The sequence below is a fragment of the Myxacorys sp. genome (assembly GCF_059501405.1).
Genome location: NZ_JCACCM010000175.1, coordinates 31,007 through 54,961, shown reverse-complemented (window position 1 = coordinate 54,961; position 23,955 = coordinate 31,007). Strand labels below are relative to the sequence as shown.

Genomic DNA, 23,955 nt, shown 5'->3' with positions numbered 1-23,955 from the left:
GCTACTGAAGCAAGCTGATAAACTCACGCTGTTTGAGCGATCGACTGGGCCCGAATCTATTTATCTTTGCATTAGACCACACAAACCAAAGCATGACGTACACAGATGTTGTCGTGGGTTGTCTACCGAAAGTTAGAAGCTCTCGTCTATTGTAAGGTGAGTAAGTTGTAAGGTGAGTAAGTCAAGCTCGCTTCAGAAGCGACCCACAACAAATGGTCAAATCAGTACGCATTGTGCGGTTCCATTCGCCCAGTTCCACCTAAAGCAAGTTTTCTAAGCTAACGCGATTGTCTTAAAATTTATTAAAGATGAGTTGCCAAACTCGGGAGAACACACGCGCGATTCATGAGTAACGAAGAACAAATCAGCCTATTTGATGTCACCCCTACCGCTGCTGCTAGTTCCCCAGTAGCAACCCCGGTTGGCTTTGACCCCGACTTGATCCCCACCAGTGCCAAAGTGCCGATTCCTACCGGGACGTATGACTCCATGGCAAAAATGGCAGAACACTGCAATCGCTGCCATCGCTGCGACTTAGGCGCATATCGAACCAATGCGGTGATCGGACGAGGAAATCTCAAAGCTCCTATTTTACTAGTCGGTGAAGGACCAGGACAAACTGAGGACGAAACCGGATTACCCTTCACGGGTAAGTCAGGGCAGTTGCTTGAAAAAATCTTGGCATCGGTCAATCTCACGACAGAGAACGATGTTTTTATCTCTAACATCGTCAAGTGCCGCCCACCCGAAAACCGAGTTCCTACTACCGATGAAGCGAATGCGTGTAGCGGCTACTTAAAAGAACAAATTCGCATGGTTGACCCGAAAATTATTCTGCTAACGGGAGCAACCGCAATGAAGAATTTAGTCGGCATTAAGCAAGGAATTACAAAAGTTCGGGGGCAATGGATTGAGCAAGACGGGCGATTTTATATGCCGATCTTTCACCCCGCGTATCTGTTGAGAAATCAGTCCCGTGACAAGGGCGGTCCCAAGTGGTTGATGTGGCAAGATATCCAAGCGGTGAAAGCTAAGCTCGATGAACTGCGATCGTAGCGGCTACTGTAATTGCTTGAGATTATGACTCTAGGGATGGCAACTTCACAACAACACCAAATTTTTTCGATAGTTTCCGAGCATGTTCAACAAAGTTGGTTTCTCTATCGGTTTGCCTGATAATTGGCAATGTAGTGCCTAAAACGGCAAGAAAATAAGCCTTGATTCTTTGAGGTCTTCTCCTGTAAACGACTTTGACCTCATCTTGAAGATCGCTTAAGTAGACGCTGATAATATCTCGACGCTCATCCGGCAATTCTTCTACAATCCTTTGCAGCGCATCGAGAGAGTTAATAATTTGCTCAACATCTTGAAGTAGGATTTGCTGAGGTGTAGATCTAACGCCAACTGACGGTTTAGAAAATTCATCTGCCTGCCCAACCGACGACTCTTTAGCAACTTCATCAGCCGGACTGCTCAGTTTCTCTAACCCTTTTAGCTGCTCTAATATTGCTTTTCCCTTGTCAGTTAGATAGGCCCGAACGATCTGAAACTCTCTCGTACTATTGTCATAAACCTTAGCCACTTTGAGATATCCATCTTCCGCCATCGTGTCTAGATAATATCGAAGCATTTGCATCGATGATCCCAACGCGCTGGCAATACCTTCCCCAGAAATTGTTCCGCTGTTGACCACTTGCAGAATTCTGATTTGCTTGTCGTTCAATGCCATTGAGGGGTGCAATTCCTACTAAACGCTTTTGAAGTCATCACTTCGGGTTAGGACTGTCATTCTATCCGGTTTTATCCAATAAGTTGTCAGATTTGAGCGGTCGAACGACTCCAGCATTACAATCTCGCAACCAAGTCCGAATGGCTTGACCTAAAATGCCCTGACTACTTTCTCTGGGTGGTGATTCGCCGAGAGCACCTTTGGAGCTTGCAGCCACTGGCGCTTTCGGATAGGTGCCGATCTGGCTAAACAGAAGGGCGAGTTGCCACTCACTCCCAGTTTTTGTCAGAAACAACCAGTGAAAGCCTTGAAGGTAAACCTCTGTGCTTTCTTTGCTGCGCGGACGACCTAGAGTTTGCCGTTCTAGCGTCGTAATGAAGACTTGACGCAAATTTGGGTCAGGATTGCCAGAGGAATTGCCTAAACTGGCAACTCCATCTGGACTGAGCGGAAGCGGCTCAAATTCAGGTCTACCGGCGGTGAGGACATAACTGCGATTTGGATTGCCTCTAGGCGTTGATCGAGCGATGACGCGATTGGTGTAACTTGCGAGATTGCCAAGCATGAGGGCGACAAGCGGTTCGACTTGGGAGGGGCAGGCGTATCGGGGCGGCGGGGACGCGTCGCTTTTAGAAGCAAACGAGAGTAGAGCCGTAAGGGTTAAAGACACAGCCTCGATTGCGACGCAAGCTGCCAAGGGCATCGCGAACACCTTCCATCCCCTCGACCTCCGCCAGCCCTCATCGCCCATCCCTAACCTCCAATCTCCTCACAGATTCGCTCAAACGCTTTAGCTGGGTCATCTGCCATCGTAATCGGACGCCCAATCACCAAATAGGTTGATCCAAATTGAATGGCTTGAGCAGGAGTCATGTGCCGCTGTTGATCTCCCGATGCTGCCCACGTCGGTCGCACGCCCGGTGTAACCAGAACAAAGTCATCGCCGCAGGTTTGTCTAAGTTGCTGCACCTCTTGCGGAGAACACACCGCGCCTGCTAAGCCACTTTCCTGGGCTAGAAGTGCCATTTTAAGCGCATATTCTGGTAACTCTAGCGGCACGTTTAGTTCAAAGGCCAACGTTTGAGCCGAAATACTGGTTAACAGCGTAACGGCGATTAATTTAGGAACGGGCAAGCCCGCTTGTTCGGCACTGGTTTGCAGCGCCACTTGCGCCTGTTGCAGTCCGGCTTTTCCGGTTGTGGAATGAATGGTGACTAAATCGACACCATATCTCGCGGCAGCCGCGCATGCACCCGCAACGGTGTTGGGAATGTCATGAAATTTTAGATCGAGAAAGATGCGCTTTTGCCGCTCTTTTAGACGCGTCAGAATGGTTGCACCACTGCTAACAAACAATTCTAGCCCGACTTTCCAGAAGGTGACTTGCGGCAGTTGGTCGAGCAGCGCGATCGCATCCTCCTCACTCGCTACATCCAGGGGAACAATAATGCGCTCAGAAATTCCCATACGTTATTCCACAAAGCGAACAAATTTAGTTTTACCAAGCTGCAGCACTTTTCCGAGCAATTCTTCAGGAGATGCAAAGGTTAGATCGACCTGATCCACCTTCTGACCGTCTAACTTGACTGCTCCGCCCTGAATTTGACGCCGCGCCTCCGAACTGCTCTTACACAGACCTGTTGCGCTGACTAGATAGAAAATTTTGGACGGAAACTGAACGGCTGAGAGCGAAAACTCTGGGACAGACTCACTCTGACTGCCTGCTCCTTGAACCAGATTGATCGCAGCGGCTTGAGCTTCAAGAGCGTTTTCTTTGCCGTGATACTGAGCAGTAACTTCTAGAGCAAGGAGTTTCTGACGATCGCGCGGCTGCTCTGGTAGCTGATCTAACGGCAGATTGGTTAGCAACTCAAAATATTGCTCAAGCAGCGCATCCGGAATTTTTTCCAGCTTTGAGTACATACTGAGCGCATCTTCCGATAGCCCAATGTAATTACCCAGTGATTTCGACATTTTCTGAACGCCATCGGTTCCGAGCAGAATCGGCATTAGCAGACCAAACTGAGGTGTCTGCCCAAAATGGCGCTGCAAATCTCGACCGACCGCCAGATTGAACTTCTGATCCGTGCCGCCGAGCTCTACATCAGACGCGATCGCAACCGAATCGTAGCCCTGCATTAACGGGTAGAGGAACTCATGGATGTAGATCGGTGTCCCTTGTTTATATCGCTCCGCAAACCCTTCCTTCGCTAGCATCTGCCCGACTGTCATCGTCGCCAGCAACTCTTGAATCTTGGGTAAATCAAGTGCTGATAGCCATTCCGAGTTATAGCGCACTTCCAGGCGTCCGGGCGTGTCGAAATCTAGAATGGGACGCACCTGATTGAGATAGGTTTCAGCGTTTGCTTTCACCTGCGCTTGAGTCAGCTGACGCCGTACTTCCGACTTCCCAGTCGGATCTCCGATTTGCGCTGTAAAATCTCCAATAATCAACACTGCTGTATGTCCAGCATCCTGAAACGATCGCAGCTTTCGGAATACGGTACTATGCCCCAAGTGAATATCCGTACCCGTCGGATCGATTCCGAACTTAATGCGGAGAGGACGGTCAGCCTGCTCAATCCGATTGACCAGATTCTCATTTGGGCTATTCGACTCTGGCTGATCTGGAAAGATTTCACTGATGCCCCGGTACAGCCAAGAAAAATTGGTTAGCATACGTTGTTTGATACAAAACCGCGATACCATCTGCTCTGATGTAGAAGATGCTTCCCCTTGTTAGAATTCAAGGATTATTCAGTCACACTACTATAATTGGGGCAATCTTTGACCCGTTTCACAACCCTAGCGCATGAGATTGGAGAACTGCCTATCCGCAAGCCCGCAACTGACTTTACAGAAACTTTGTTTCATTTTGGGAAGTCTCATTTATCCTACTAAAGTTATCTTTGATACCCGTATCAAAATCCTGCTTCAACAACCGTTAATTTACTCTAGCTAGAGCATTCCTCCAGCTACCTTCGTTGCCCTTTTGAGAATAGAGAGATCACCGTGTCGTCTAACACCATCAGACAAAAGCAACAGCGTGAACCTGAATCCACGGGTCAATTTATCCGGTCAGTCGCCAAGGTTACAGGAGGAACTCTACTTGGACTCACGATGCTGTCCAGTGCGATCGTTGCCGGTGGATTGGTCGGCTTAGCCGTCAGCTTCCGCAACTTGCCCGATGTGCGCGTACTCCGAGGCTATACCCCAAGCGAGACGACTCATATTTATGACATCAAGGGTAAACCACTCGCCAGCATTCACGGGGAAGCCAATCGGGAAGTGGTACCGCTCGATAAAATTTCTCCTCACCTCAAGCGAGCGGTGATTGCGATCGAAGATAGCTACTTCTATTCCCATAGCGGCGTCAACGTCGGGGCAGTGGCGCGGGCGACAGCCGCAAACTTCAGCACGGGTAGAACGGTAGAAGGGGGTTCTACCCTAACGATGCAGTTGGTGAAGAACTTGTTCTTGTCACCCAAACGCGCGTTTAGCCGGAAAATTGCAGAGGGCGTTCTAGCGCTGCGGATTGAGCAGATTTTCAAAAAAGACCAGATTCTCGAGATGTATCTCAATCAGGTCTACTGGGGTCACAACAATTATGGAGCACAGACAGCGGCGCAAAGCTACTTTGGCAAATCCGTTTCAGAGCTAAACTTAGCGGAATCGAGCATGATGGCAGGCCTAATCCAGTCGCCGGAAGCGCTGAGTCCATTTGCCGATCTTAAAAGTGCCAAGAAGCGACAGCGAGAAGTGTTGCATCGCATGACCGAACTGGGTTGGATTACGGTGAGTGAAGAAGAAACCGCTCGAAAGCAGCCCCTTAAGCTCGGCAAAATCACGTCCTTTCAGAAGAGTGAGATGCCGTATGTCAGCGATGCGGTCGTTCAGGAACTCACCAAGAAGTTTGGACGCGATGCCGTGCTGAAGGGCGGAATGCGGATTCAAACCACGATTGATTCTAAGCTGCAACGCATCGCAGAAGATACGGCTAGTAGCTGGATTGGCAGGCTCAATGGCATGGGAGTTTACGCCGATCAAATGGCCATCGTGTCGGTAGACCCGCGCACCCATTTTGTTAAAGCAATGGTTGGCGGGGTGGACTTCAAGAAGAGTCAATACAATCGAGCCATTCAAGCCTTGCGTCAACCTGGATCAGCGTTCAAGCCGTTTGTCTACTATGCAGCGCTGGCGTCTGGTAAATATGGTGCTGACTCGACGGTATATGACAGTCCTGTGGGGTACCCAGATGGGTACGACATGTACTATCCCCAAAACTACGATCGCACCTTTGGTGGAGCCATGTCTCTGCGTCGCGCCCTAGAGCAGTCACGGAATGTCCCGGCTGTGAAACTGGGTCAAGAGCTTGGCTTAAACAAAATCGTTGAGATCTGTCGCAGCATTGGCATCAAAAGCCCCATTGATCCGGTCATTTCGCTACCGCTTGGAGCCGTTGATTTAACACCGATGGAAATGGCGAGCGCTTATGCCACGTTTGCCAACAACGGCTGGTACTCCGAGACGACGTTGATTGCCCAGGTCAGCGACAGTAGCGGAAATACGTTGCTCGACAATACCCCTCGACCGAGACTCGTTCTTGACCCGTGGGCATCAGCATCGCTCAATGATGTCCTTCAGGGGGTTGTCTCACGCGGAACCGGAACCGCCGCGCAGATTGGGCGTCCGGCAGCAGGTAAAACAGGAACTACCTCGTCTGAGCGGGATATTTGGTTTGTGGGCTATGTGCCACAACTCGCAACGGCTGTTTGGGTTGGTAATGATGACTATACACAGTTGGGTCAAGGCGCAACGGGCGGTAGCTACGTCGCTCCGATTTGGCGCGACTTTATGTCACAGGCATTGCAAGGTGTGCCGGTTGAAAAGTTTAGACCCGCTTCTGACTTCGATCGACCTTGAACAGATCTTAAACAAATACAGAAATGGACGATCGAGCATCTTGGGCGTTTAGCAAAAACGGTCAGGCTCAATCGTCCATTCAAAATTGTTTTCTATAAAAAATCTTATTTGTCGATTTGTGATTTCATCCGCGCCAACGTTTGATTCATCTGATCAAACATTTGTTGTGGCGTAATACCAAATTGGTTAAGCTGCGTTTTCATCTGCTCAACGGTCATTTGAGCCGTGAAATCTTCGGATAGCTCAAAGCGTTTCATAAAAATTTTGTAGCGATCCATAATGGCTTCCATCTGCTCGATAAACAGAAGTTTGCCTTCGCGATCGAACTTGCCATAGCTGCCGCCTAGGTTTACAAGCGACTGATAATCATCGAACAGTTGCTTTGCTTCTTGTTGGACAATCTCGGAGTCAAAAAATCCCATTGCTCTAAAGTGGCTTGAGTAGCTGAATAGGAGTTGATTGGAATATCTCAATCAGGCTCTATTGCTTATCTTAATGCAACCCTCTACTGACGATAAGTAGGGCTTTCACTACCTGAAGCTGAGGCCTTCGAGCATAATCAATCTCAGAGCCACTCTGATCCGTCAGATTAAAACTATACTGAGCGACAGGCTTAACATCTGACGCCACGACCCCTGCGATCGCTTGTTCATAGAAGGTTTCTACTTCATGCACAGGTTTGCGCATAAGCTGCTGGGCAACGTCACTCTGAGGCACCAACGACGATAGGTGGCCATCCTCAAGGGTGGGTACAGTTGGGCAATCTACTTTAAAAACAAAATCCGCTATAGTGGCACTCTGAGGGGGTAGAGTATCAAGGCGATCAGCGTTAGGGCCTTGCAAGGATGAGGCTATACTTCTATGCACTCAACTTGTATGTACTTAACTTAGGCCGTGTAAACCGGAGAATCGGACGAAATCGACAGCCATGTTAGCGAAACCAAGAAGTCGGAGAATTGCGGCACTTTTGGCATTAGCAGGAGCGGTTCCTATGTTTGGTGGCTTTCATCTTGCGGGGTTGCACAAACTCTATTTAGGACAGCGCTGGTGGTGCCTAATCTATGTTGCATTTGCACTAACTGGAAGCAAAGCAGCCTGGATTGCGGGCGTGTTTGATGCGATCTTTTATTTAGTTCAGAATCCCGATGAGTTTGATGCGAATTTTAACGAGGGTGAGCTTTTGGAAGCGGGGGCTGGCATGTTTGGAAAAGCCTCTGAGCCTGTCAGTACGATCGCAGAGACGTTACGAGATCTCGATCATCTGCGAGAAGATGGCTTGATTTCGGAGTACGAATTTGAACAGAAGCGGCGAAAGCTGCTAGAAAAGATTCAGTAAGAGTGAATCAGTAAGAGTGAAGGGAAATGGGCTTTCTGAATTGGTTAACGTCTGGCTCAGGAGGAGCGGCTCAATCCCTGAAGTCGCAAATTCAGAATGATCCTTACTATCGATTCCAGTCGTTGGAAGAAATTAAACTGGCAGTATCGCTTGGCATTCAAATTGATGTCAATCAAGCAAATGTGGATGACTGGCTACGACTTCCAGGGCTTTCAATCCATCAAGCTAAGATGCTGACCCAACTGAGCACCTCAGGAGTTCAGTTTTTCTGTGCGGAAGATGTTGCGGCTGCGTTAGGTATGTCGGCTCAGCGCATCAAGCCACTAGAACCGATTATGAGATTTTGTTATTACGATCCAGAAAGTTTGGTTCAAATTCAGCGCGTGAATTTGAACACGGCGTCTCCAGAAGAGTTAGCGCAAATTCCGGTCATGAAGCCCGTGTTAGCCCGCGCGATCGCACGAAACCGAATAACCAACGGCAATTACAAAAACGTGGTCGATCTGCAAGAACGACTATCGTTACCTAGCAAAGTAACAGCCGAGTTAATGCATTACTTGAATTTCTAGATTGGACTTACACATTGGCAATCACATTACCAATGGATTTGATAACGTTTGATAGCGGATGCAGGTTTCGCTTCCAATCAGTATTCCTCTGTTACAAAATCCGCTGCCAGCACTACACGCCACCGATTCGATCAAACGGAAAGAACCGAAATAACGCTCGCCCAATAATATAGTCCTTCGGCAAAAATCCCCACACATGGGAATCATTGCTATTGTTGCGATTGTCTCCCATTACAAAAAAGCTATTCTCAGGAACTCGAACTGGGCGCAGCGTATATTTTGGGGGTTCTGCAATGTAGGGTTCTTCCACCTGCACGTTGTTGATTAAAACCTTGCCATTCTTCACTTCAACCGTTTGTCCGGGTTCGCCAATGATCCGCTTGATGAAGGCTTGATCTTTAAGATATCCCTGTTCTTGTAGCTGGGGGGGTGGATCAAATACGACAATTTCGCCCATCTCTGGATTTCGGAACCGATACGAAAGCTTTTCGACAACTAAGCGATCGCCAATCCTCAGCGACGGAATCATCGAGTCAGACGGAATAAATCGAGGCTCTGCGATATACGATCGCACCATCAGCGCCAAAATCAGCGCGATGACCAGAATTTGAATATTTTCCCACCACACTTTCCATGTAGGAGACGGTGTAGGCGTAGCAGTCGTCGGTTCGTGAGTCATAAAGGAAGTTGCAGTGAGCGTTACGGATGAGAGCAACGCTGATTGACCAAAGTACTTCCGCTATTCTACCTTTGACAGTTCTTCAAATTCTCTCTAACGATGAAGATGAACGGCGATAGATTCGACCAGAATGACGCGAAAAGACCTTGCTCGCCGCTCCGTCGCATTGTTAGACCGTACCCTACCGATTGCTTCTAAATTTAGGATCACAAGGGTGCAATTTTGACGATGCCGCCCTCAACAGTATCAACCTGTAATCGATAACCGTAGAGCATCGCCATTCCGAGCAATGGTTCCGTTTCTGATTCTGCAATATCGATCTCGCGGTATTGCCCATCCCAAATAACAGTCCCGCGATATAAATCAAACAGGGTTTGACTGCCATCCCCCAAGGTCACAGTATTAGAAATAGTCCAAGGCAATTCAAGGCGAACAATCGCTTCAGATGGCAAAGACAAAAAAACATCGAATCCAGTGTCAATGACGGTATCGATGACTTGCCGTTGCCCAGACGAGTTACCAACCACTAGGGGGAGTGTTGCTTCACGACGCAAATTTACGACTCCGCAAATCATTGATTCTTTTTCAGACTCCGCGATCCAAAATGATAGACGGCGCGGTGCCCGATCCGAATCCCCCAAGGTTGAGCATCAGGATTGCGTTCAAATAGCCGATCAGTTGCAGCGATGATCGTGTCACCAACTTCAAAATCTCCAGTTTCGATGTCGATCGCCACAATTTTGCCATCGTTGCCCGCTTCGACCTGCTGCCGAATACCAGACTCGTAGAGTTCCTGCCCCCGTTGGGCTAACTCTTCTTTGCTGTAACGTCGTTGTCTAACTGCCATAGGCTTGTCCTCGTTGCGACTCACCCCTTTCATTTTAGCTTGGAGCACGAATTTGGGACGTAGCCAATATCCTCCTTGATGTAGGCTAGCGACATAATTTACTCATTGAACATCCATCGATCAGGAAGAAATCTCCATCCCAGCCGCTCTACCTCTTCTACTGTCATCGCAAAAATGAACACGTCTGGAGACAAGTCCCATTGCTTGAATTGATAACCAGTCTCTACGATCATTGGATTGATTTGACTAACGAGAATAAGCGGATCATCAGGCGGACCTTCAGGAACAAAAGAGAAGCTTTGCCCATTGAGGACAAATTCAATTACACTAGGCTCTGCTTCTCGTATATTTTGCGGAATGAAAGCGCCGCGAGAAATAGAGCCTAGTTGTTGGATCGTCTCTACGAAAGTATCAAAATTGTAATCTGGCGGTTCTTCAGCATAGAGAATATCTGTAGCAGTACTCAAAACTCTCTTTGCATCAAGTTTTAGAAGTAACCAGTCATGCCCCTCATGAAAAAGTTTGGCGATTTCCCTTTCTGTTTCCACTTGACGTAGACGGATGATCTGATCAGCAAGTTCTTCATCAGATAGATCCGCGTAATCTGCAAAGAAACCGAAACTTTGGTAAAAGCGAGTTCTAGTTACCAACCATTCTCTTGTATACATCTTGACTGGAAATTCAATAGTTAAGCTCTCGTAGAATTCCCAAAACTAGAACGCGGTAACAATTGATTAGACAGACAGCGATCGCTGTACCAATTCTGTGCAGCAGTTCATACAGAGCTTCATCCGTATAGTAGCCCCATTAACAAAGTGGGCTTCTATCCCTTCAGTAGATCTTTATCATCATCCTTGAAAGAGTGTGCAACAACCTACCAGCACAGTTCCCCAAAGTAATTAAGAAAGCACAATGTATAAAAACTTACACGCCGGAGATTCACAAATGGGAAGGAGGGAAGCAATGAACATCTATAAAACAGAACCATTCGATCAGCGTGAAGAAACTGTCCATCCGTGCGAAGAAACTGTCCATCCATGCAAAGAAGCTGCCCATTCGTGCGAAGAAACTGTCCATCAGTATGAAGAAGCATTCCTATTGACCCAAAGAAACTGTCCATCTCTGCGAAGAAACTGTCCATCAGTATGAAGGAACATTTCAACGGCGCGAAGCAACGCTGCCTTAGGAGCAAGAAACTTCCTATCAATCGCTAGAAATGATGCTAAAGTCCCTTTCGACAGTGTATAAAGTAGTCTTCAATTAGCGGTAAATCTGTAACGCTGGGATTTATCATTCTTCTCTAGACCATCTACCAGTTCAGAAAGGATTGAACGTTATGCCATTGTCTCTCGTCGATCTCAGGGAAAATCTAGACGGGTTAGGCTACTACTTAGGTCCACGCGGATTAGATGGACTGGGAAATAATTTCAACGCCTGCGATCGCGATGTCTTAGGAAATATCGATTGTGCTACAACTGCACTGCGCGGACTGGAGTATGTCGAAACCTATACTCAAGCCGCGATCGCGCAGTTTCAGCAGGATGCAAACCTCACTCCCGATGGTAAAGACGGAGTTGACCTGCGAGCGACCGTCGAGAAAACCGTAAAAATTCTTCAAAACAATCTCAAGATCGTCACTGGGCTATCTCTGCCGATTACAGGCAACTACCGTCGCGAAACTTATAGTATTGTCAAGGTTTATCAGCGCAATCGACGATTTCCAGTCACAGGTATTGCGGCGATCTCCGTTCGTCGCCAGCTAGATGCCGATGCCCGCGCCATTCAAACCCCTTCACCTAGCCCAACTCCGTCTCCCTCAGAACTTGAATCGCTAAGAAAACTTAGAAGTGATTTAAGCCAGGTTAAAAATCAGTTCTTTCGTGGAGCGATCACAGAAAGCGAGTTTGTTCGGCGAGTGTATGACTTAATTCCCTAAATGCCGCAACTAGCTCCCGCAGCTCGACTTTAAACGCTCCGTCCTCTGTCAGTGAAGTAAAGGCAGAGGGCGGAGCGTTTAGATATTGGCTATTACGAGCTTAGCGCCGCTCTAAAGTAGATGTGAGATGCTCGATCGCGCCTGTCAACCGCTCTTGAGAAAGCACAATCGGATCGGCTGGAGCAGCTTCTTCCACGGCTTCTTGAAGAAAAAATCTCCGTCTTGCTTTTTCAATTGCCCGAATCAGAATGAAAATGACAGAGGCAATGATCACAAAGTTGATCACTGCCGCTAAAAATACGCCGATTTTAATGCCATTACCAACCACAAAATTCTCTAACCTATCAACCCCTGCGGCTTGCATTGCAGGACCGATAATAGCTGGCGTAATCACATCTGTGACTAGCGAATCAACAATTTTGCTAAACGCAGCCCCGATGATAACGGCAACGGCTAAATCAATGACATTGCCTTGCATCAGAAACTTTTTAAAGTCTGCCCAAAATCCACCGTTTGCCATAAGACGCTTTATCCCTCAACTTTTATCTAAATGGTCAACACTACAATGTTCTTAACTGAACACGTTACAAGCTTGTAGGAGAACGTTTATTTCTAGCTTCTATTGCAGTAGAGATATATGCTTTACCACTCAAAGAACAGCAGTAAGCCTTATTCTATTTCTGAGCAGTATAATTCGCAGGTTTTTCCAGTTTTTTTAAGATCGATAAATTATTTAAGAAAGTGGAAAATAAAAGCGGCAGAGAGGTTTGACTCTCTGCCGCTTTTATTTTTAATCTTCTAGAAATTCACTACTCGGCGGCTTGGGGCAACAACTCACGCTCTTGTCCCTGAATCACCTTCACCTGTCCGCTCTCATCCACATCGACGACGGCAGTATCACCATCTTTAATGCGGGCAGACAGAATTTCCTCAGCCAACGAATCCTCTAGCAGTCGCATAATGGCACGACGCAGTGGACGCGCTCCATAGCTGGGATTGTAGCCCTCTTCCACCAAGCGGTCTTTAAACTTCTCGGTGACTTCGAGGGTAATTCCTTGCTCCTGCAAGCGCTTGAAGACATCATTCAGCATGATGACTGCAATCTCTTTGACCTCTTCCTTGTTCAATTGACGGAAGACGATGATCTCATCGAGACGGTTAAGGAACTCAGGCCGGAAGTAGTTCTTCAGTTCTTCGTTCACTAGCGCCCGGATGCGGTTGTACTGAGAATCGGATTCGCCTTCACCGGAGAACTCGAAGCCCAAACCACCGCCGCCTTTCTCGATCACCTTGGAACCAATGTTCGAGGTCATAATCAGCAAGGTGTTCTTGAAGTCTACGGTGCGTCCCTTGGCGTCGGTCAAACGACCATCTTCCAAGATTTGCAGCAGCATGTTGAACACGTCAGGGTGCGCTTTCTCAATCTCGTCGAACAGCACCACGGTATAAGGACGACGACGAACGGCTTCGGTTAACTGACCGCCTTCGTTGTAACCGACATATCCAGGAGGCGAACCGATCAGTTTAGAAACGGTGTGACGCTCCATAAACTCTGACATGTCAAGGCGAATCATGGCATCTTCAGATCCGAAGAAGTAAGCTGCCAATGCCTTCGTCAACTCAGTTTTACCAACCCCGGTAGGACCAGAGAAGATAAAGCTGGCGATCGGGCGGTTGGGATTCTTCAAACCAACCCGAGCCCGGCGAATCGCCCGCGATACGGCTTTCACCGCTTCGTCTTGACCAATCAGGCGGGTGTGCAGGGTGTCTTCCATGTGCAGCAACTTCTCAGACTCAGATTCGGTGAGCTTATTCACCGGAACACCCGTCCAAGATGCTACGATCTGCGCAATGTCCTCTTCCGTCACAAGCGGCTGAGCGTCTTCGCCCGTCGATTCGGTCTTACGAGTTTGAGCGATTGCTCGAATCTCGGTTTTGATCTCCATTTCGCGATCGCGCAGTTCGCCTGCTTTGTCAAAGTTCTGCGAGCGTACCGCGTCATCTTTGTCTTTTAAGACTTGACGCAGTTCGCGATCGAGTTCTTTAGCGGCAGGTGGTAACTGTGAGTTGATCAGTCGAACGCGGGAACCCGCTTCGTCGATCAGGTCAATCGCTTTATCGGGCAAGAAGCGATCGGAAATATAGCGATCGGACAGTTTCGCTGCCGCATCCACCGCTTCATCCGAAATCTTCAGCTTGTGGTGCTGCTCGTAGCGCTCGCGCAGACCCCGCAGAATTTCGATGGTTTCATCCACCGAGGGTTCACCAACCATAACGGGTTGGAAACGACGCTCTAGGGCAGCATCCCGTTCGATGTGCTTGCGATACTCATCGAGCGTGGTGGCTCCAATGCACTGCAATTCACCCCGCGCCAAAGCTGGCTTAAGGATATTAGCGGCATCGATCGCGCCTTCGGCAGCGCCCGCACCGATCAGGGTGTGAACTTCGTCGATGACCAAGATGACGTTTCCGGCAGAGCGGATCTCGTCCATGATCTTCTTGAGGCGTTCTTCAAATTCACCCCGATATTTGGTTCCTGCCACGAGCAGACCAATATCAAGGGTGACGACGCGCTTATCTTCCAGAATGTCTGGAATATCGTCGTTGGCAATCCGTTGAGCGAGACCTTCTGCGATCGCGGTTTTACCCACTCCAGGCTCACCAATTAGCACTGGATTGTTCTTTGTCCGGCGACCAAGGATTTGAATCACTCGTTCAATTTCTTTTTGGCGACCCACAACGGGATCAAGCTTTCCATCAGCGGCAAGTTGCGTGAGGTTCGAGCCAAACTCGTCGAGGGTCGGAGTTTTGGTTCGTCCTTGGCTACCTCCCGAGGAAACCTCGGCAGTTTCGCCCAGCATTCGGATCACTTGAGTCCGGACCTTCGAGAGGTCAACTCCCAGATTTTCAAGCACTCTGGCAGCGACTCCTTCACCTTCTCGAATCAGCCCTAGAAGCAGGTGTTCAGTGCCAATGTAGTTGTGTCCTAACTGGCGGGCTTCCTCAAGGGAGAGTTCTAGAACGCGCTTTGCCCGTGGCGTAAACGGAATTTCCACTGCCACAAAGCCCGATCCTCGACCGATAATCTTCTCTACTTCGATCCGAGCGTCCTTGAGGTTGACGCCCATCGATTTAAGGACTTTGGCGGCGACGCCAGTTCCTTCTCCGATTAGACCCAGGAGGATCTGTTCTGTACCGACAAAGTTATGACCCAGGCGGCGTGCTTCCTCCTGAGCTAACATAATGACCTTGATGGCTTTTTCTGTGAAGCGTTCAAACATGGCGTTTTTCCATTTACCTGCTGCGTGCCGGTAGGGTGATTCTAACATAGACAAAACCTCCGGTTGCTATGATTCCAGCAACAGGTTGGAGCGCGATAACCGATCTCTTTCGTTCGGTCGAGCCAAGAAAAAGAAAAATTTATAGCCAAAGGCAGATTGTCAGCGAAAGCTTAGGGATAAGTCAAGGTAGAGTTCTCTGCTATTAACAACTCTAAACCAAGCTGAAGTGACCAATGGTGGTGCGTAAGACGATGGTGAATTTCAGTCCATTGCGTTGTCAGAAGCGTGCCGAACTCAGTCGATTGAAGTTTGCCGCGCCATAGAATTAGGGCATCTTCGCCGGTATCAGTGTAATAACCTTTACGCTGTCCTGCAATTTGAAATCCAAACTTTTGATATAGCAATAGAGCGGACTGATTAGAAATTCTGACCTCTAAGGTAGCGCGTGCCATGTCGCGTTGGCGGGCACGATCGAGGAGGGCACATAGCATAAGGTGCCCGAGTCCGCGTCGCTGGTAGTCAGGATGAATGCCCAAAATTGTGATGTGAGCTTCGTCAAGAATTGCCCAATAGCAGCCAAGTCCGAGCAGGGGATCGCTGGCAGCGGATGGGGTCGCAGATGTAGCACGTGGGCGGCTCGTTGAAAGATTTGCTTTTGGATTAACTTTTGGGTTAACGAGGAATTCGCTCCGCTCTTCAGTGATGTCAGTGATGACAACTGCTTCTTCATCAGGGGTTGAAGGTGCTGGAACGATCGCCAGTAAGTCGCTATTTGGGCTTTCTAATTCTCTCTGATAGCCGTCCAGCGTCCATAAACCACCAAAGCAAAGGTGATCCAACTGGAGCGCGGCCGGAAGAAGAGTGTGGTCAAGAGGCTGAAGCTTAATCGAGGTCACGCCGCGTTAAATTCGACTCCGAATCAACAGCCCTCAATTGTACACTGGGTAACATAGTGTTTAAATGGGCAAGTCACCCGCCCCCAGCGATCGAGGACGCAACAAGAATGGTATCGACTCACGCTTTAGAGGCGCAAAATACAGGTCGCCAATACTTAACCGACATTACACCAGAGCGCTCTCCAAATCAGTCTCTAGTGCCGTTGACTGCAAAGGTCAACGATCGCGACCATTTAGAAATTGGAGGTTACGATGTAACAGATCTGGTTCAGCAATTTGGCTCGCCTCTCTACATATTGGATGAAGCTTCCCTGAGAACAGCCTGTCGCCAATATCGGGACGCATTTAAACGCTACTATCCTGGCGAATCTCAAGTGCTGTATGCCTCGAAAGCTTGGAACTGTCTAGCGGTTTGCGCGATCGTTACTCAAGAAGAATTAGGAATTGATGTTGCAACGGGCGGCGAACTCTTCACCGCACTGCAAGCCGGAGCGAACCCCAGAAAGATCTATTTACATGGCAACAATAAATCGCTGAGTGAACTCAAATTTGCTGTCGAGTCGGGTTGTACGATCGTGGTAGACAACCGCTTGGAGATCGAGACGCTGGCGAGTTTGAAAACCGACAGCTGCATCCAAATCATGATGCGGATCACACCAGGGCTAGACTGCCACACCCACGAATACATTCGCACGGGGCACATCGACAGTAAATTTGGCTTTGATCCAAATCAGGTTGAGGAGGTCTTCAAATTCATCAGCCAATATCCATCCTTGTCGCTGGTTGGCTTGCACGCACACATTGGCTCTCAAATTTTTGAACTGCAAGCCCATCAGGATTTAGGGGGTGTGATGGTGCAGTGGTTGAATAAAGCGACACAGCACGGATTCACGATCAAAGAAATTAATGTGGGCGGCGGCTTAGGAATTCGCTACAACGAAGGCGACGATCCACCCAGTATCGATGAATGGGTGAAAACGGTTTGTGATGGACTCATTCAAGCGTGTCAAGCCGCTAATATTCCTTTGCCTAAAGTTTTAGCAGAGCCAGGACGTTCTCTGATCGGCTCTTCTTGCGTGACCGCATATACAGTCGGTAGCAAGAAAACGATTCCAGGCATTCGCACCTATCTGAGTGTCGATGGCGGTATGTCTGATAATCCTCGTCCGATTACGTATCAGTCGATTTGTCGGGCGATCGTCGCCAACCGCATGTCAGAACCCATGACCGAGACGGTGACGATCGCCGGCAAGCACTGTGAATCGGGAGACATTCTAATTAAAGACGCGACACTCCCTCCAACTCAACCCGGAGATACTCTCGTTGTCATGGCAACCGGAGCTTACAATTACAGCATGTCGTCTAACTACAATCGACTGGCTCGCCCGGCGGCTGTTTTGGTCGGCAATAGCAACGCGGCTCTCATCTTGCAACGGGAAACCTACGAAGATTTGATTCGTTACGATCGCCTTCCTGCCCATCTGAAATAACGATGTAAGGATGAACTAGGAACCTACTGTCTAGGAATACAGAACGACTCCTATCTCTCTCGTTCTTTCTCCTCCATCCTTCCTCCCTCATCCCTCATCCCTCTTCTTCCCAACTGCTCCTGACAGGATACCGTCCTTGTTAGCTCTCACTCTAGACAATCTCCAGTTCTTGCTTAACCTGGAAAATCTTCGGTTTTTGCTCGATGTCGGGTTGGTGTTGGCACTGACCTACATGATGCTGATCATTATTGGAGAGCGTCGCACCCTTTGGATGGTGAGGGGTTTTATTGTTCTGATGCTGGCGGCAGCAATCAGTCGTCGGGTTGACCTGACACTGCTCAGCTTTGTCCTCAATAACTTGGTTGTGGGTGCAGCTGTAGCGATGGCATTCATTTTGCAATCCGAGTTCCGACGATTTTTAGAACAGCTTGGACGAGGAGAAATCGTGCAGCTGTTTCAACCGTCTCGCCGCAGCTTGCCCGGATCGGACAGTGTGACGGATCAAATTGTTGATGCGATCAAAGAGCTATCCCAAAATCGAACAGGAGCACTTTTAATTCTAGAAACCGGTAGCCCAATCGATGAGCGCGATTTCTCAGTTCCAGGCGTAAAATTGAATGCGGAACTTTCAAAAGAGTTGTTGCAAACGATTTTTCAAACGACAACGCTGCTGCACGATGGAGCCGTTCTCATTCGTGGCTCTCGCATTGTGGCAGCAGGGGTGATTCTGCCTCTATCAGAGAAAACAGCGTCTCGGCAGCTTGGCACTCGTCATCGTGCCGCGATGGGAATGACTGACCGAGTAGAAACTTGTATTTGTATTGTTGTTTCTGAAGAAACGGGGTCAATTTCACTAGCAGAACGTGGAATTCTAAATCGTCCCCTCACGAGCAGTAAATTGAAGGAGTTACTAGAAGCGAAGTTCTCGTTTTCGGGCGATCGCGAACCTGTCGCTCCAAATCTAAGAACGTTCATTCGCCGCTTGATGACCAAGGGATTATCCTTGTTCTCACGGCTGTTTCAAAAACGGACGTTACCCAATTCGGTAGAGCTTCGTAAAGCTAAACCCAAGGTCAGTGATGGGCGAAAGCCTGGCGATTCAGAGTTCTAAATTCCCGTTTCTGTTGATGTTCGATTGCTCGAACGGCTTGACTACTCACCCTCGGTTGCTCGAAAACAATGACTGCGAAGCCCTCGACTTTACAAGAATTACCGACTGATTTGCATCGCGATCGCTTGCCTAAACATGTTGCTGTGATTATGGATGGAAATGGACGCTGGGCAAAGCGTCAAGGTCTTCCGCGCATCATGGGACATCGACGTGGGGTGGATACGCTAAAAGATCTGCTGCGCTGCTGCCGAGATTGGGGCGTTCAAGCGCTGACGGCATATGCTTTTTCGACCGAAAATTGGGGTAGACCACTCGAAGAAGTCGATTTCTTGATGACGCTGTTTGAGCGGGTGCTGCGCCAAGAGTTGCGCGAAATGAAAGAAGAAAATGTCCGCATTCGCTTTGTGGGCAACTTAGATGCGCTGCCCACGAGTTTGCAGGCAGAGATTGAGCGATCGATGCTGGAAACAAAAGACAATCAGGGCATTACGTTCTCAGTCGCGACAAATTACGGTGGGAGGCAAGAAATTGTGCGGGCCTGCCGTGCGATCGCCGCTCAAATTCAACAAGGCTTAATTCAACCAGACGACATTGATGAAAGTCTGTTTGATCGGCATCTTTACACAGCTGGAGTCTGCGATCCGGACTTGCTAATCCGGACGAGTGGTGAGATGCGCCTGAGCAATTTTCTGCTGTGGCAAGCGGCCTATGCCGAACTTTACGTTACAGATACCCTCTGGCCTGACTTCGATCGGCATGAGTTTCATCAAGCTCTAGCGTCGTATCAAGGCCGTGAGCGACGCTTTGGAAAGGTTGGTAAAGCCTAATACAGACTTGTCTAGAGTACTAAGGTCCGCCAAAGATAGCGTCTTCGAGGTCTTGGCGGGAGAGCGAATATTTGAAGGAGCGCTGCAAGTCCCGACCTTCAACGTTGAGATAGCGCACCGTTAATTGATCTACATCCAAGCAGAGTTCTGCTTGCCACTTTGAACGCTCTATTGTCCAGCAATGAAGTTCATCTGAATCTTGCTGACAGCCTTGATCTGTCAGCCAAGATTCAATCTGAGGGAGGGGATGATTGTAAAGGGGAGTATCAGCTGGGGGAAGAGTCATAGGGTAAGGGATAGCTGCTAAGGATGGGGTAGTGAACGACTAGATTCAATTATTACATTTGGCTAATCGTTAAATTTGGCGACGGCCTCAAATTCTACCGGAGCAGTCTCTGAAGGTTTCGGCGTGTTTCCTTCAAAAGTTGCTCTTGCCGGGTCAGTTGCGGTGGCTGAACTGGGAGTTAGATTCATTGGTGTTTCTATCAACGGAGAAAACCTTTCTGGTTTTGCCCCGCCGCTGTCTGAAGGAGGCTGCAATATTTCAAACGCTTCTTGAATCACCGGATCTTGAGCAACCAATGGCTTAAACGCTGCTTCGCCTCTCGTTAAACCAATCGTCACCGCCAATACTAAGCAGGCCACAAACGTCAGACCCAAGATAAACAGCGCAAAAATTTCTCCTGCTGAGAGGGGGCGATCGGTTGGATCTAAATAGGCTGACGAACTCGGCTGGGGCTTGTTTAGAGTCGGTAAAGGTTGAGCGACGACAACACGGGAATAGCCTATCTTCTGATCGTAAGCCGTTCTGCGATCGGGATTGCTGAGAGTGGCGTAAGCTTCATTAATTCGCTGAAATTTCTCGGTGGCGATCGCGCTTGGCAACGCTGTTGTGTCCGGGTGGTAGAGTTTGCTCAACTCCCGGTAGGTCTGCCGGATCTCGCGCACCGACGCCGCAGGATGTAACCCCAAAAGCGTGTAGTAATTGGAACCCGCCACCTTCTGATAAGGCGCTCGCTTGCCGCTGCTGCCAGAATTTGGTTTATCCTGAGTCACGTCACTCCCTGCCTGATCCGCCTTTCAATTATTGTAATCGCAGGAAGAGACGGCAAGCTCTAGGAACGAGCGAACAGAAAATCAGAAATTGCTTCTAACGTTAACCTGTCGATTACCTTGTCTTGAAGTCTAGCTTTTACAGTATTACGTGGAACCTGATTACGGAAGGTCCTCCATGATCCAATCCTTCACATCCAGTTTGACTAGCCCCCCCGATCTTCGTCAGTTACTGGAGCAGCTTTATCGAGAGCGGAGCCTACAACCCTTTCGCAGTGGTCAACCCATCCAAATGCGTGCCGATGAGGTGTGGATTGTCTGCCGAGGCATTGTGTCGCTGAATACACTCTACCCGACGGGAGATGAAGCGTTGTTGGGCGTGGTGACGGCATCTATGCCGTTTGGACTGCCGTTAACTGGGATTTTTCCATATCATGCGATCGCGCTATCAGATGCCGATTTGATGTGTCTGACCTTGACTGAAATTGAAAAATCCCCTGCATTAAGTCAAGGGATTTTTAGACATCTGGGACGGCGGCTCCAGCAAACCGAAGCTTTTCTTGCCTTAGCAGGCTACCGCCGCGTGGAAGAACGCCTCAAACAATTCCTGCTGCTGCTTCAGTATGAAGTCGGGCAACCTGGAACTGAAGGGGTTCGGCTTAACATCAGACTGACGCATCAGCAAATTGCCAATGCGATCGGCACAACCCGCGTCACCGTCACTCGCCTGTTTGGTCAACTCCGGCAAGAAGGATGGATAAAAATTGCGTCGAACCGCCAAATCATTTTGCAGCACCCGAGCCTAAAAGCAGCTAGTAGCCAATAGCGCGATTGGGGGATAAGGAAACTTGAGTTCCTTCTTTAGAAGCGGTGTTTGAAGCAGGACTTTGTTGTAGCACTACCGCTTCGATCGGTACAACTCCGTGAGCGTCGCTACTAATGCACAGCGCGGCTCGATTGGATAGATCGATCACCCGTTCATCCTCATCAAAATAGGGGCCTCGATCGTTCACTCGCACCACAACGCTTTTGCCGTTCAGTTGATTGGTCACTTTGAGATAGGTTCCAAAGGGTAATGAGCGATGAGCGGCAGTCAAAGCATTTTGATCGAAAATTTCGCCGGTTGCTGTTTGTCGTCCGTGAAAATAAGGTCCGTACCAAGAGGCTTTGCCATCGATACTCGCGTTGGTGGGCTGGAGTTGGTGCATCTGCACTTGCGCCTCGGCTAGGGGTAGCGGCGGATGTCCCAGCGAGATGCGAATATTGTTGATCCAGTCGATCGCAATCAGTTCCGCCGGACGCCCGATCTGATCGGCTAAAGATTGATCAATTGTGAATAGCGTGCGATCGCCAAATTTTCCAACCGCGTTCCCATCGATTACCGCAGGCTGTAGGTCAGCGGGATTGATGTCGGTCATTTCTACAAGCGGGGTGACGGCATCTGCGATCGCGTCTGCTACCTGCTGCTCAGGAACGATCGCCACGAGACAATCTTGCACCCAAACTTGAAAACCCCTCAGTGCGGATGGCTCTGAGGGGTTGCTTTGCGACGTAGCGCATTTTAGAAGCGGTTGGCTCTGTGCCTCCGGGTTAGGACTCAAAATTTCATCGTCATCTCCTACTTCAATGACTGACACTGAAGAATAGTCGTCTTCCACCTCAGTGGCTAAACTAGGAAACCCCAGCAGTAGATTTTCTGCCGCCTTTAGCCAAGCCTCCATCGAAGTCTCGGACGCCTGCTCAGTTGCGATCGCGGCCTCAGAATCTGAAGCCTTGTCAGAGGAGAAGGGAGGCACGGGAGAAGCCGCATTCTCCTCTGACGCTGGATCGAAAACCGCGTTGACTAACAGATCTTCAACAGTTTCGAGCCAGCCGTCTGAATCATCAAAAGACGAATTGGTGGCTTGATTTTGATTTTTTCTGTCAGATGCGGCGAAGTTGAAGCGAACCGAATCTGAAATAGAGCCTAAAACAGTCTTGACAGAAACAATCTTGAGAGGTGAATGACTGGACAGTGAAGCATCCTGAGATACTGCAATCCTTTGCAGCTTGGTAGTGCTAGTTGCCGCGCTAGAAAACGTGTTACTAGAAAGCACAGTAGACCAGTACTGGGGTGCTTCTAGCAGCTTTCCACTTAAGGAAGAAATGCCGCCAAACCAAGAGGCGACCCAAACAAGTCCAAGGATCAACATGACACAGCTAATAAAATTGTAAACATCAATACAGTTTTGCCAGGAGCAATTATAAAGTTTTTGTGAAACGAAAAGATCTACCTCTAGAAAGTAAGTTTTCTTTACACAAAGCGAGCAATTCTAGCTTTCTAGCTCGGATATAGAATTTGGGGATCAGCACTATGGAAGAATTAGAAATAATTTTTTACCAGTAACGTCATGGGATTGCCCTTTTACATTGTTGATGTCTTTGCAGAACAGAAGTATGCCGGGAATCAGTTAGCGGTGTTTCGGCAAGCGGCGGAGCTTTCTTCTGAACAAATGCAGCAAATTGCCAATGAGATGAATTATTCGGAGACGACGTTTATTGTTTCTGAGGAGCCGCAGGAGGGCGGATTCCCCGTTCGCATCTTTACTCCGAAACAGGAGCTTCCTTTCGCTGGGCACCCGACCTTGGGCACTGTTTTTGTTCTGCAACAGGAAATAATGGGTCGCGCGATCGACGCTATCACCTTAAATCTTCAAGTGGGGCAGATTCCCGTCACGATCAGTTATCACGATCAGCGCCCCGATGTCCTGTGGATGCGCCAAAATTCTCCAGTCTTTGGACAACGATTTGAGTTAACCGAGATTGCTGAAATTCTGAATCTTGAGGCATCGCAAATGGACGATCGCTTCCCGATCGCAGAAGTTTCGACCGGAGTTCCCTTCATCATTGCGCCGCTCAAAACGCATACGGCTCTCCAGCAAGCCAGAGTCAACAAAGAACGGTTTTTCAAGCTGATCGAAACGACTCAGGCAAAAGCAATTCTAATTTTTTGTCCTGAAACCAATCGTTCTGAGAATGACTTGAGTGTGCGTGTCTTTGCCGATGGTTTAGGCGTGGCTGAAGATCCGGCAACCGGAAGCGCAAACGGGTGCCTTGCAGGATATTTAGTGCAACACGAGTATTTTGGAACGCCAGAAATCGATATTCGAGTTGAGCAAGGCTATGAAATGGGAAGACCATCGTTGCTGCTGCTGAATGCGCAGAAAGAGCCGGAGGAAATTCGAGTGTTTGTAGGTGGCAGAGTTATCTTGGTAGCAAAAGGAGAGTTTGTTTAGTCA

At 48.8% G+C, this 23,955-nt stretch carries 26 protein-coding genes; 10 read left to right on the top strand and 16 right to left on the bottom strand.

Translation table 11 applies throughout. The features are described from left to right. Positions 1–345: 345 nt before the first annotated feature. A complete protein-coding gene (locus tag AC5I6P_RS25025) occupies positions 346–1,056 on the top strand; it encodes a uracil-DNA glycosylase (protein WP_495696488.1) in 711 nt (236 codons plus the stop codon). 22 nt (positions 1,057–1,078) lie between these two features. On the opposite strand, the gene AC5I6P_RS25020 is transcribed toward AC5I6P_RS25025, so the two are convergent. From AC5I6P_RS25020 to tyrS, 4 genes are all read right to left on the bottom strand, one after another. Beyond that, entirely contained in the window at positions 1,079–1,729 is a 651-nt protein-coding gene (locus tag AC5I6P_RS25020) for a hypothetical protein (RefSeq protein ID WP_495696487.1), read from the bottom strand. A 61-nt stretch (positions 1,730–1,790) separates the two neighbouring features. Next, on the bottom strand, positions 1,791–2,399 hold the full coding sequence (locus tag AC5I6P_RS25015) for a hypothetical protein (RefSeq protein ID WP_495696486.1): 609 nt from the start codon (positions 2,397–2,399) through the stop codon (positions 1,791–1,793). An 83-nt stretch (positions 2,400–2,482) separates the two neighbouring features. Beyond that, positions 2,483–3,196 (bottom strand): orotidine-5'-phosphate decarboxylase, encoded by a 714-nt coding sequence (gene pyrF, locus AC5I6P_RS25010; RefSeq protein WP_495696485.1) that lies wholly within the window; start codon positions 3,194–3,196, stop codon positions 2,483–2,485. Positions 3,197–3,199: 3 nt separating this feature from the next. Continuing rightward, on the bottom strand, positions 3,200–4,408 hold the full coding sequence (gene tyrS / locus AC5I6P_RS25005; protein WP_495696484.1) for a tyrosine--tRNA ligase: 1,209 nt from the start codon (positions 4,406–4,408) through the stop codon (positions 3,200–3,202). A 333-nt stretch (positions 4,409–4,741) separates the two neighbouring features. On the opposite strand from tyrS, the gene AC5I6P_RS25000 reads away from it, so the two are divergent. Next, positions 4,742–6,652, top strand: coding sequence for a transglycosylase domain-containing protein (locus tag AC5I6P_RS25000; RefSeq protein WP_495696483.1), 1,911 nt, complete (start codon positions 4,742–4,744; stop codon positions 6,650–6,652). Between the two features lie 104 nt (positions 6,653–6,756). Here AC5I6P_RS25000 and AC5I6P_RS24995 read toward each other — a convergent pair whose 3' ends face one another. Together AC5I6P_RS24995 and AC5I6P_RS24990 are read right to left on the bottom strand one after the other, a co-directional pair. After that, entirely contained in the window at positions 6,757–7,074 is a 318-nt protein-coding gene (locus tag AC5I6P_RS24995; protein ID WP_495696482.1) for a DUF1825 family protein, read from the bottom strand. A 70-nt stretch (positions 7,075–7,144) separates the two neighbouring features. Next, entirely contained in the window at positions 7,145–7,339 is a 195-nt protein-coding gene (locus tag AC5I6P_RS24990; RefSeq protein WP_495696481.1) for a hypothetical protein, read from the bottom strand. Positions 7,340–7,580: 241 nt separating this feature from the next. Between AC5I6P_RS24990 and AC5I6P_RS24985 the strand changes: the two genes are divergently transcribed. Both AC5I6P_RS24985 and AC5I6P_RS24980 read left to right on the top strand, forming a co-directional pair. Continuing rightward, positions 7,581–7,988, top strand: coding sequence for an SHOCT domain-containing protein (locus AC5I6P_RS24985; RefSeq protein ID WP_495696480.1), 408 nt, complete (start codon positions 7,581–7,583; stop codon positions 7,986–7,988). A 26-nt stretch (positions 7,989–8,014) separates the two neighbouring features. After that, the gene (locus AC5I6P_RS24980; RefSeq protein WP_495696479.1) at positions 8,015–8,557 is read left to right on the top strand and encodes a ComEA family DNA-binding protein; all 543 of its coding nucleotides are present in this window, start codon (positions 8,015–8,017) and stop codon (positions 8,555–8,557) included. 112 nt (positions 8,558–8,669) lie between these two features. Here AC5I6P_RS24980 and lepB read toward each other — a convergent pair whose 3' ends face one another. The 4 genes from lepB to AC5I6P_RS24960 form a co-directional block, all read right to left on the bottom strand. Continuing rightward, positions 8,670–9,236, bottom strand: coding sequence for a signal peptidase I (gene lepB, locus AC5I6P_RS24975; protein WP_495696478.1), 567 nt, complete (start codon positions 9,234–9,236; stop codon positions 8,670–8,672). Between the two features lie 206 nt (positions 9,237–9,442). After that, complete coding sequence (locus tag AC5I6P_RS24970; RefSeq protein ID WP_495696477.1) at positions 9,443–9,811, bottom strand: clan AA aspartic protease; 369 nt, start codon at positions 9,809–9,811, stop codon at positions 9,443–9,445. Continuing rightward, positions 9,808–10,083, bottom strand: a complete 276-nt coding sequence (locus AC5I6P_RS24965; protein WP_495696476.1) for a hypothetical protein — start codon at positions 10,081–10,083, stop codon at positions 9,808–9,810. The genes AC5I6P_RS24970 and AC5I6P_RS24965 overlap by 4 nt, the downstream gene beginning before the upstream one ends. A gap of 98 nt (positions 10,084–10,181) precedes the next feature. Beyond that, positions 10,182–10,751, bottom strand: a complete 570-nt coding sequence (locus AC5I6P_RS24960; RefSeq protein ID WP_495696475.1) for a hypothetical protein — start codon at positions 10,749–10,751, stop codon at positions 10,182–10,184. A 668-nt stretch (positions 10,752–11,419) separates the two neighbouring features. Between AC5I6P_RS24960 and AC5I6P_RS24955 the strand changes: the two genes are divergently transcribed. After that, positions 11,420–12,019: a peptidoglycan-binding domain-containing protein gene (locus AC5I6P_RS24955; RefSeq protein ID WP_495696474.1), complete on the top strand. Its 600-nt coding sequence runs from the start codon at positions 11,420–11,422 to the stop codon at positions 12,017–12,019. Between the two features lie 100 nt (positions 12,020–12,119). Here AC5I6P_RS24955 and mscL read toward each other — a convergent pair whose 3' ends face one another. From mscL to rimI, 3 genes are all read right to left on the bottom strand, one after another. After that, positions 12,120–12,539 carry a large conductance mechanosensitive channel protein MscL gene (gene mscL / locus AC5I6P_RS24950; protein ID WP_495696473.1) on the bottom strand — a complete coding sequence of 140 codons (420 nt, stop codon included), beginning with the start codon at positions 12,537–12,539 and terminating at the stop codon, positions 12,120–12,122. Positions 12,540–12,828: 289 nt separating this feature from the next. Then, complete coding sequence (locus AC5I6P_RS24945) at positions 12,829–15,300, bottom strand: ATP-dependent Clp protease ATP-binding subunit (protein ID WP_495696524.1); 2,472 nt, start codon at positions 15,298–15,300, stop codon at positions 12,829–12,831. Positions 15,301–15,470: 170 nt separating this feature from the next. Then, entirely contained in the window at positions 15,471–16,196 is a 726-nt protein-coding gene (gene rimI / locus AC5I6P_RS24940) for a ribosomal protein S18-alanine N-acetyltransferase (protein ID WP_495696472.1), read from the bottom strand. A gap of 107 nt (positions 16,197–16,303) precedes the next feature. Between rimI and lysA the strand changes: the two genes are divergently transcribed. From lysA to uppS, 3 genes are all read left to right on the top strand, one after another. Further along, positions 16,304–17,686 (top strand): diaminopimelate decarboxylase, encoded by a 1,383-nt coding sequence (lysA, locus tag AC5I6P_RS24935; RefSeq protein WP_495696471.1) that lies wholly within the window; start codon positions 16,304–16,306, stop codon positions 17,684–17,686. Between the two features lie 136 nt (positions 17,687–17,822). Further along, positions 17,823–18,797 carry a diadenylate cyclase CdaA gene (cdaA, locus tag AC5I6P_RS24930; RefSeq protein ID WP_495696470.1) on the top strand — a complete coding sequence of 325 codons (975 nt, stop codon included), beginning with the start codon at positions 17,823–17,825 and terminating at the stop codon, positions 18,795–18,797. Between the two features lie 68 nt (positions 18,798–18,865). Then, positions 18,866–19,624, top strand: coding sequence for an undecaprenyl pyrophosphate synthase (uppS, locus tag AC5I6P_RS24925; RefSeq protein ID WP_495696469.1), 759 nt, complete (start codon positions 18,866–18,868; stop codon positions 19,622–19,624). A gap of 19 nt (positions 19,625–19,643) precedes the next feature. On the opposite strand, the gene AC5I6P_RS24920 is transcribed toward uppS, so the two are convergent. Both AC5I6P_RS24920 and AC5I6P_RS24915 read right to left on the bottom strand, forming a co-directional pair. Continuing rightward, positions 19,644–19,910, bottom strand: coding sequence for a DUF3143 domain-containing protein (locus AC5I6P_RS24920; RefSeq protein ID WP_495696468.1), 267 nt, complete (start codon positions 19,908–19,910; stop codon positions 19,644–19,646). Between the two features lie 62 nt (positions 19,911–19,972). Beyond that, a complete protein-coding gene (locus AC5I6P_RS24915) occupies positions 19,973–20,680 on the bottom strand; it encodes a J domain-containing protein (RefSeq protein ID WP_495696467.1) in 708 nt (235 codons plus the stop codon). A 175-nt stretch (positions 20,681–20,855) separates the two neighbouring features. On the opposite strand from AC5I6P_RS24915, the gene AC5I6P_RS24910 reads away from it, so the two are divergent. After that, positions 20,856–21,503 (top strand): Crp/Fnr family transcriptional regulator, encoded by a 648-nt coding sequence (locus tag AC5I6P_RS24910; protein WP_495696466.1) that lies wholly within the window; start codon positions 20,856–20,858, stop codon positions 21,501–21,503. On the opposite strand, the gene AC5I6P_RS24905 is transcribed toward AC5I6P_RS24910, so the two are convergent. Beyond that, positions 21,490–22,869 (bottom strand): septal ring lytic transglycosylase RlpA family protein, encoded by a 1,380-nt coding sequence (locus AC5I6P_RS24905; RefSeq protein WP_495696465.1) that lies wholly within the window; start codon positions 22,867–22,869, stop codon positions 21,490–21,492. The two genes, AC5I6P_RS24910 and AC5I6P_RS24905, sit on opposite strands and share 14 nt — an antisense overlap. 198 nt (positions 22,870–23,067) lie before the next feature. Between AC5I6P_RS24905 and AC5I6P_RS24900 the strand changes: the two genes are divergently transcribed. Then, on the top strand, positions 23,068–23,952 hold the full coding sequence (locus tag AC5I6P_RS24900; RefSeq protein WP_495696464.1) for a PhzF family phenazine biosynthesis protein: 885 nt from the start codon (positions 23,068–23,070) through the stop codon (positions 23,950–23,952). Positions 23,953–23,955 lie beyond the last annotated feature (3 nt).

Coding starts and splice junctions, on each gene's coding strand:
- AC5I6P_RS24980 (WP_495696479.1), top strand. CDS start 8,015: ATGGGCTTTCTGAATTGGTTAACGTCTGGCTCAGGAGGAGCGGCTCAA.
- AC5I6P_RS24920 (WP_495696468.1), bottom strand. CDS start 19,910: ATGACTCTTCCCCCAGCTGATACTCCCCTTTACAATCATCCCCTCCCT.
- AC5I6P_RS24985 (WP_495696480.1), top strand. CDS start 7,581: ATGTTAGCGAAACCAAGAAGTCGGAGAATTGCGGCACTTTTGGCATTA.
- AC5I6P_RS24900 (WP_495696464.1), top strand. CDS start 23,068: ATGGGATTGCCCTTTTACATTGTTGATGTCTTTGCAGAACAGAAGTAT.
- AC5I6P_RS24960 (WP_495696475.1), bottom strand. CDS start 10,751: ATGTATACAAGAGAATGGTTGGTAACTAGAACTCGCTTTTACCAAAGT.
- AC5I6P_RS24990 (WP_495696481.1), bottom strand. CDS start 7,339: ATGCGCAAACCTGTGCATGAAGTAGAAACCTTCTATGAACAAGCGATC.
- pyrF (WP_495696485.1), bottom strand. CDS start 3,196: ATGGGAATTTCTGAGCGCATTATTGTTCCCCTGGATGTAGCGAGTGAG.
- AC5I6P_RS24965 (WP_495696476.1), bottom strand. CDS start 10,083: ATGGCAGTTAGACAACGACGTTACAGCAAAGAAGAGTTAGCCCAACGG.
- AC5I6P_RS24955 (WP_495696474.1), top strand. CDS start 11,420: ATGCCATTGTCTCTCGTCGATCTCAGGGAAAATCTAGACGGGTTAGGC.
- lysA (WP_495696471.1), top strand. CDS start 16,304: ATGGTATCGACTCACGCTTTAGAGGCGCAAAATACAGGTCGCCAATAC.
- uppS (WP_495696469.1), top strand. CDS start 18,866: ATGACTGCGAAGCCCTCGACTTTACAAGAATTACCGACTGATTTGCAT.
- mscL (WP_495696473.1), bottom strand. CDS start 12,539: ATGGCAAACGGTGGATTTTGGGCAGACTTTAAAAAGTTTCTGATGCAA.
- AC5I6P_RS24910 (WP_495696466.1), top strand. CDS start 20,856: ATGATCCAATCCTTCACATCCAGTTTGACTAGCCCCCCCGATCTTCGT.
- lepB (WP_495696478.1), bottom strand. CDS start 9,236: ATGACTCACGAACCGACGACTGCTACGCCTACACCGTCTCCTACATGG.
- AC5I6P_RS24995 (WP_495696482.1), bottom strand. CDS start 7,074: ATGGGATTTTTTGACTCCGAGATTGTCCAACAAGAAGCAAAGCAACTG.
- AC5I6P_RS24970 (WP_495696477.1), bottom strand. CDS start 9,811: ATGATTTGCGGAGTCGTAAATTTGCGTCGTGAAGCAACACTCCCCCTA.
- AC5I6P_RS24905 (WP_495696465.1), bottom strand. CDS start 22,869: ATGTTGATCCTTGGACTTGTTTGGGTCGCCTCTTGGTTTGGCGGCATT.
- AC5I6P_RS25020 (WP_495696487.1), bottom strand. CDS start 1,729: ATGGCATTGAACGACAAGCAAATCAGAATTCTGCAAGTGGTCAACAGC.
- AC5I6P_RS25025 (WP_495696488.1), top strand. CDS start 346: ATGAGTAACGAAGAACAAATCAGCCTATTTGATGTCACCCCTACCGCT.
- AC5I6P_RS24945 (WP_495696524.1), bottom strand. CDS start 15,300: ATGTTTGAACGCTTCACAGAAAAAGCCATCAAGGTCATTATGTTAGCT.
- tyrS (WP_495696484.1), bottom strand. CDS start 4,408: ATGCTAACCAATTTTTCTTGGCTGTACCGGGGCATCAGTGAAATCTTT.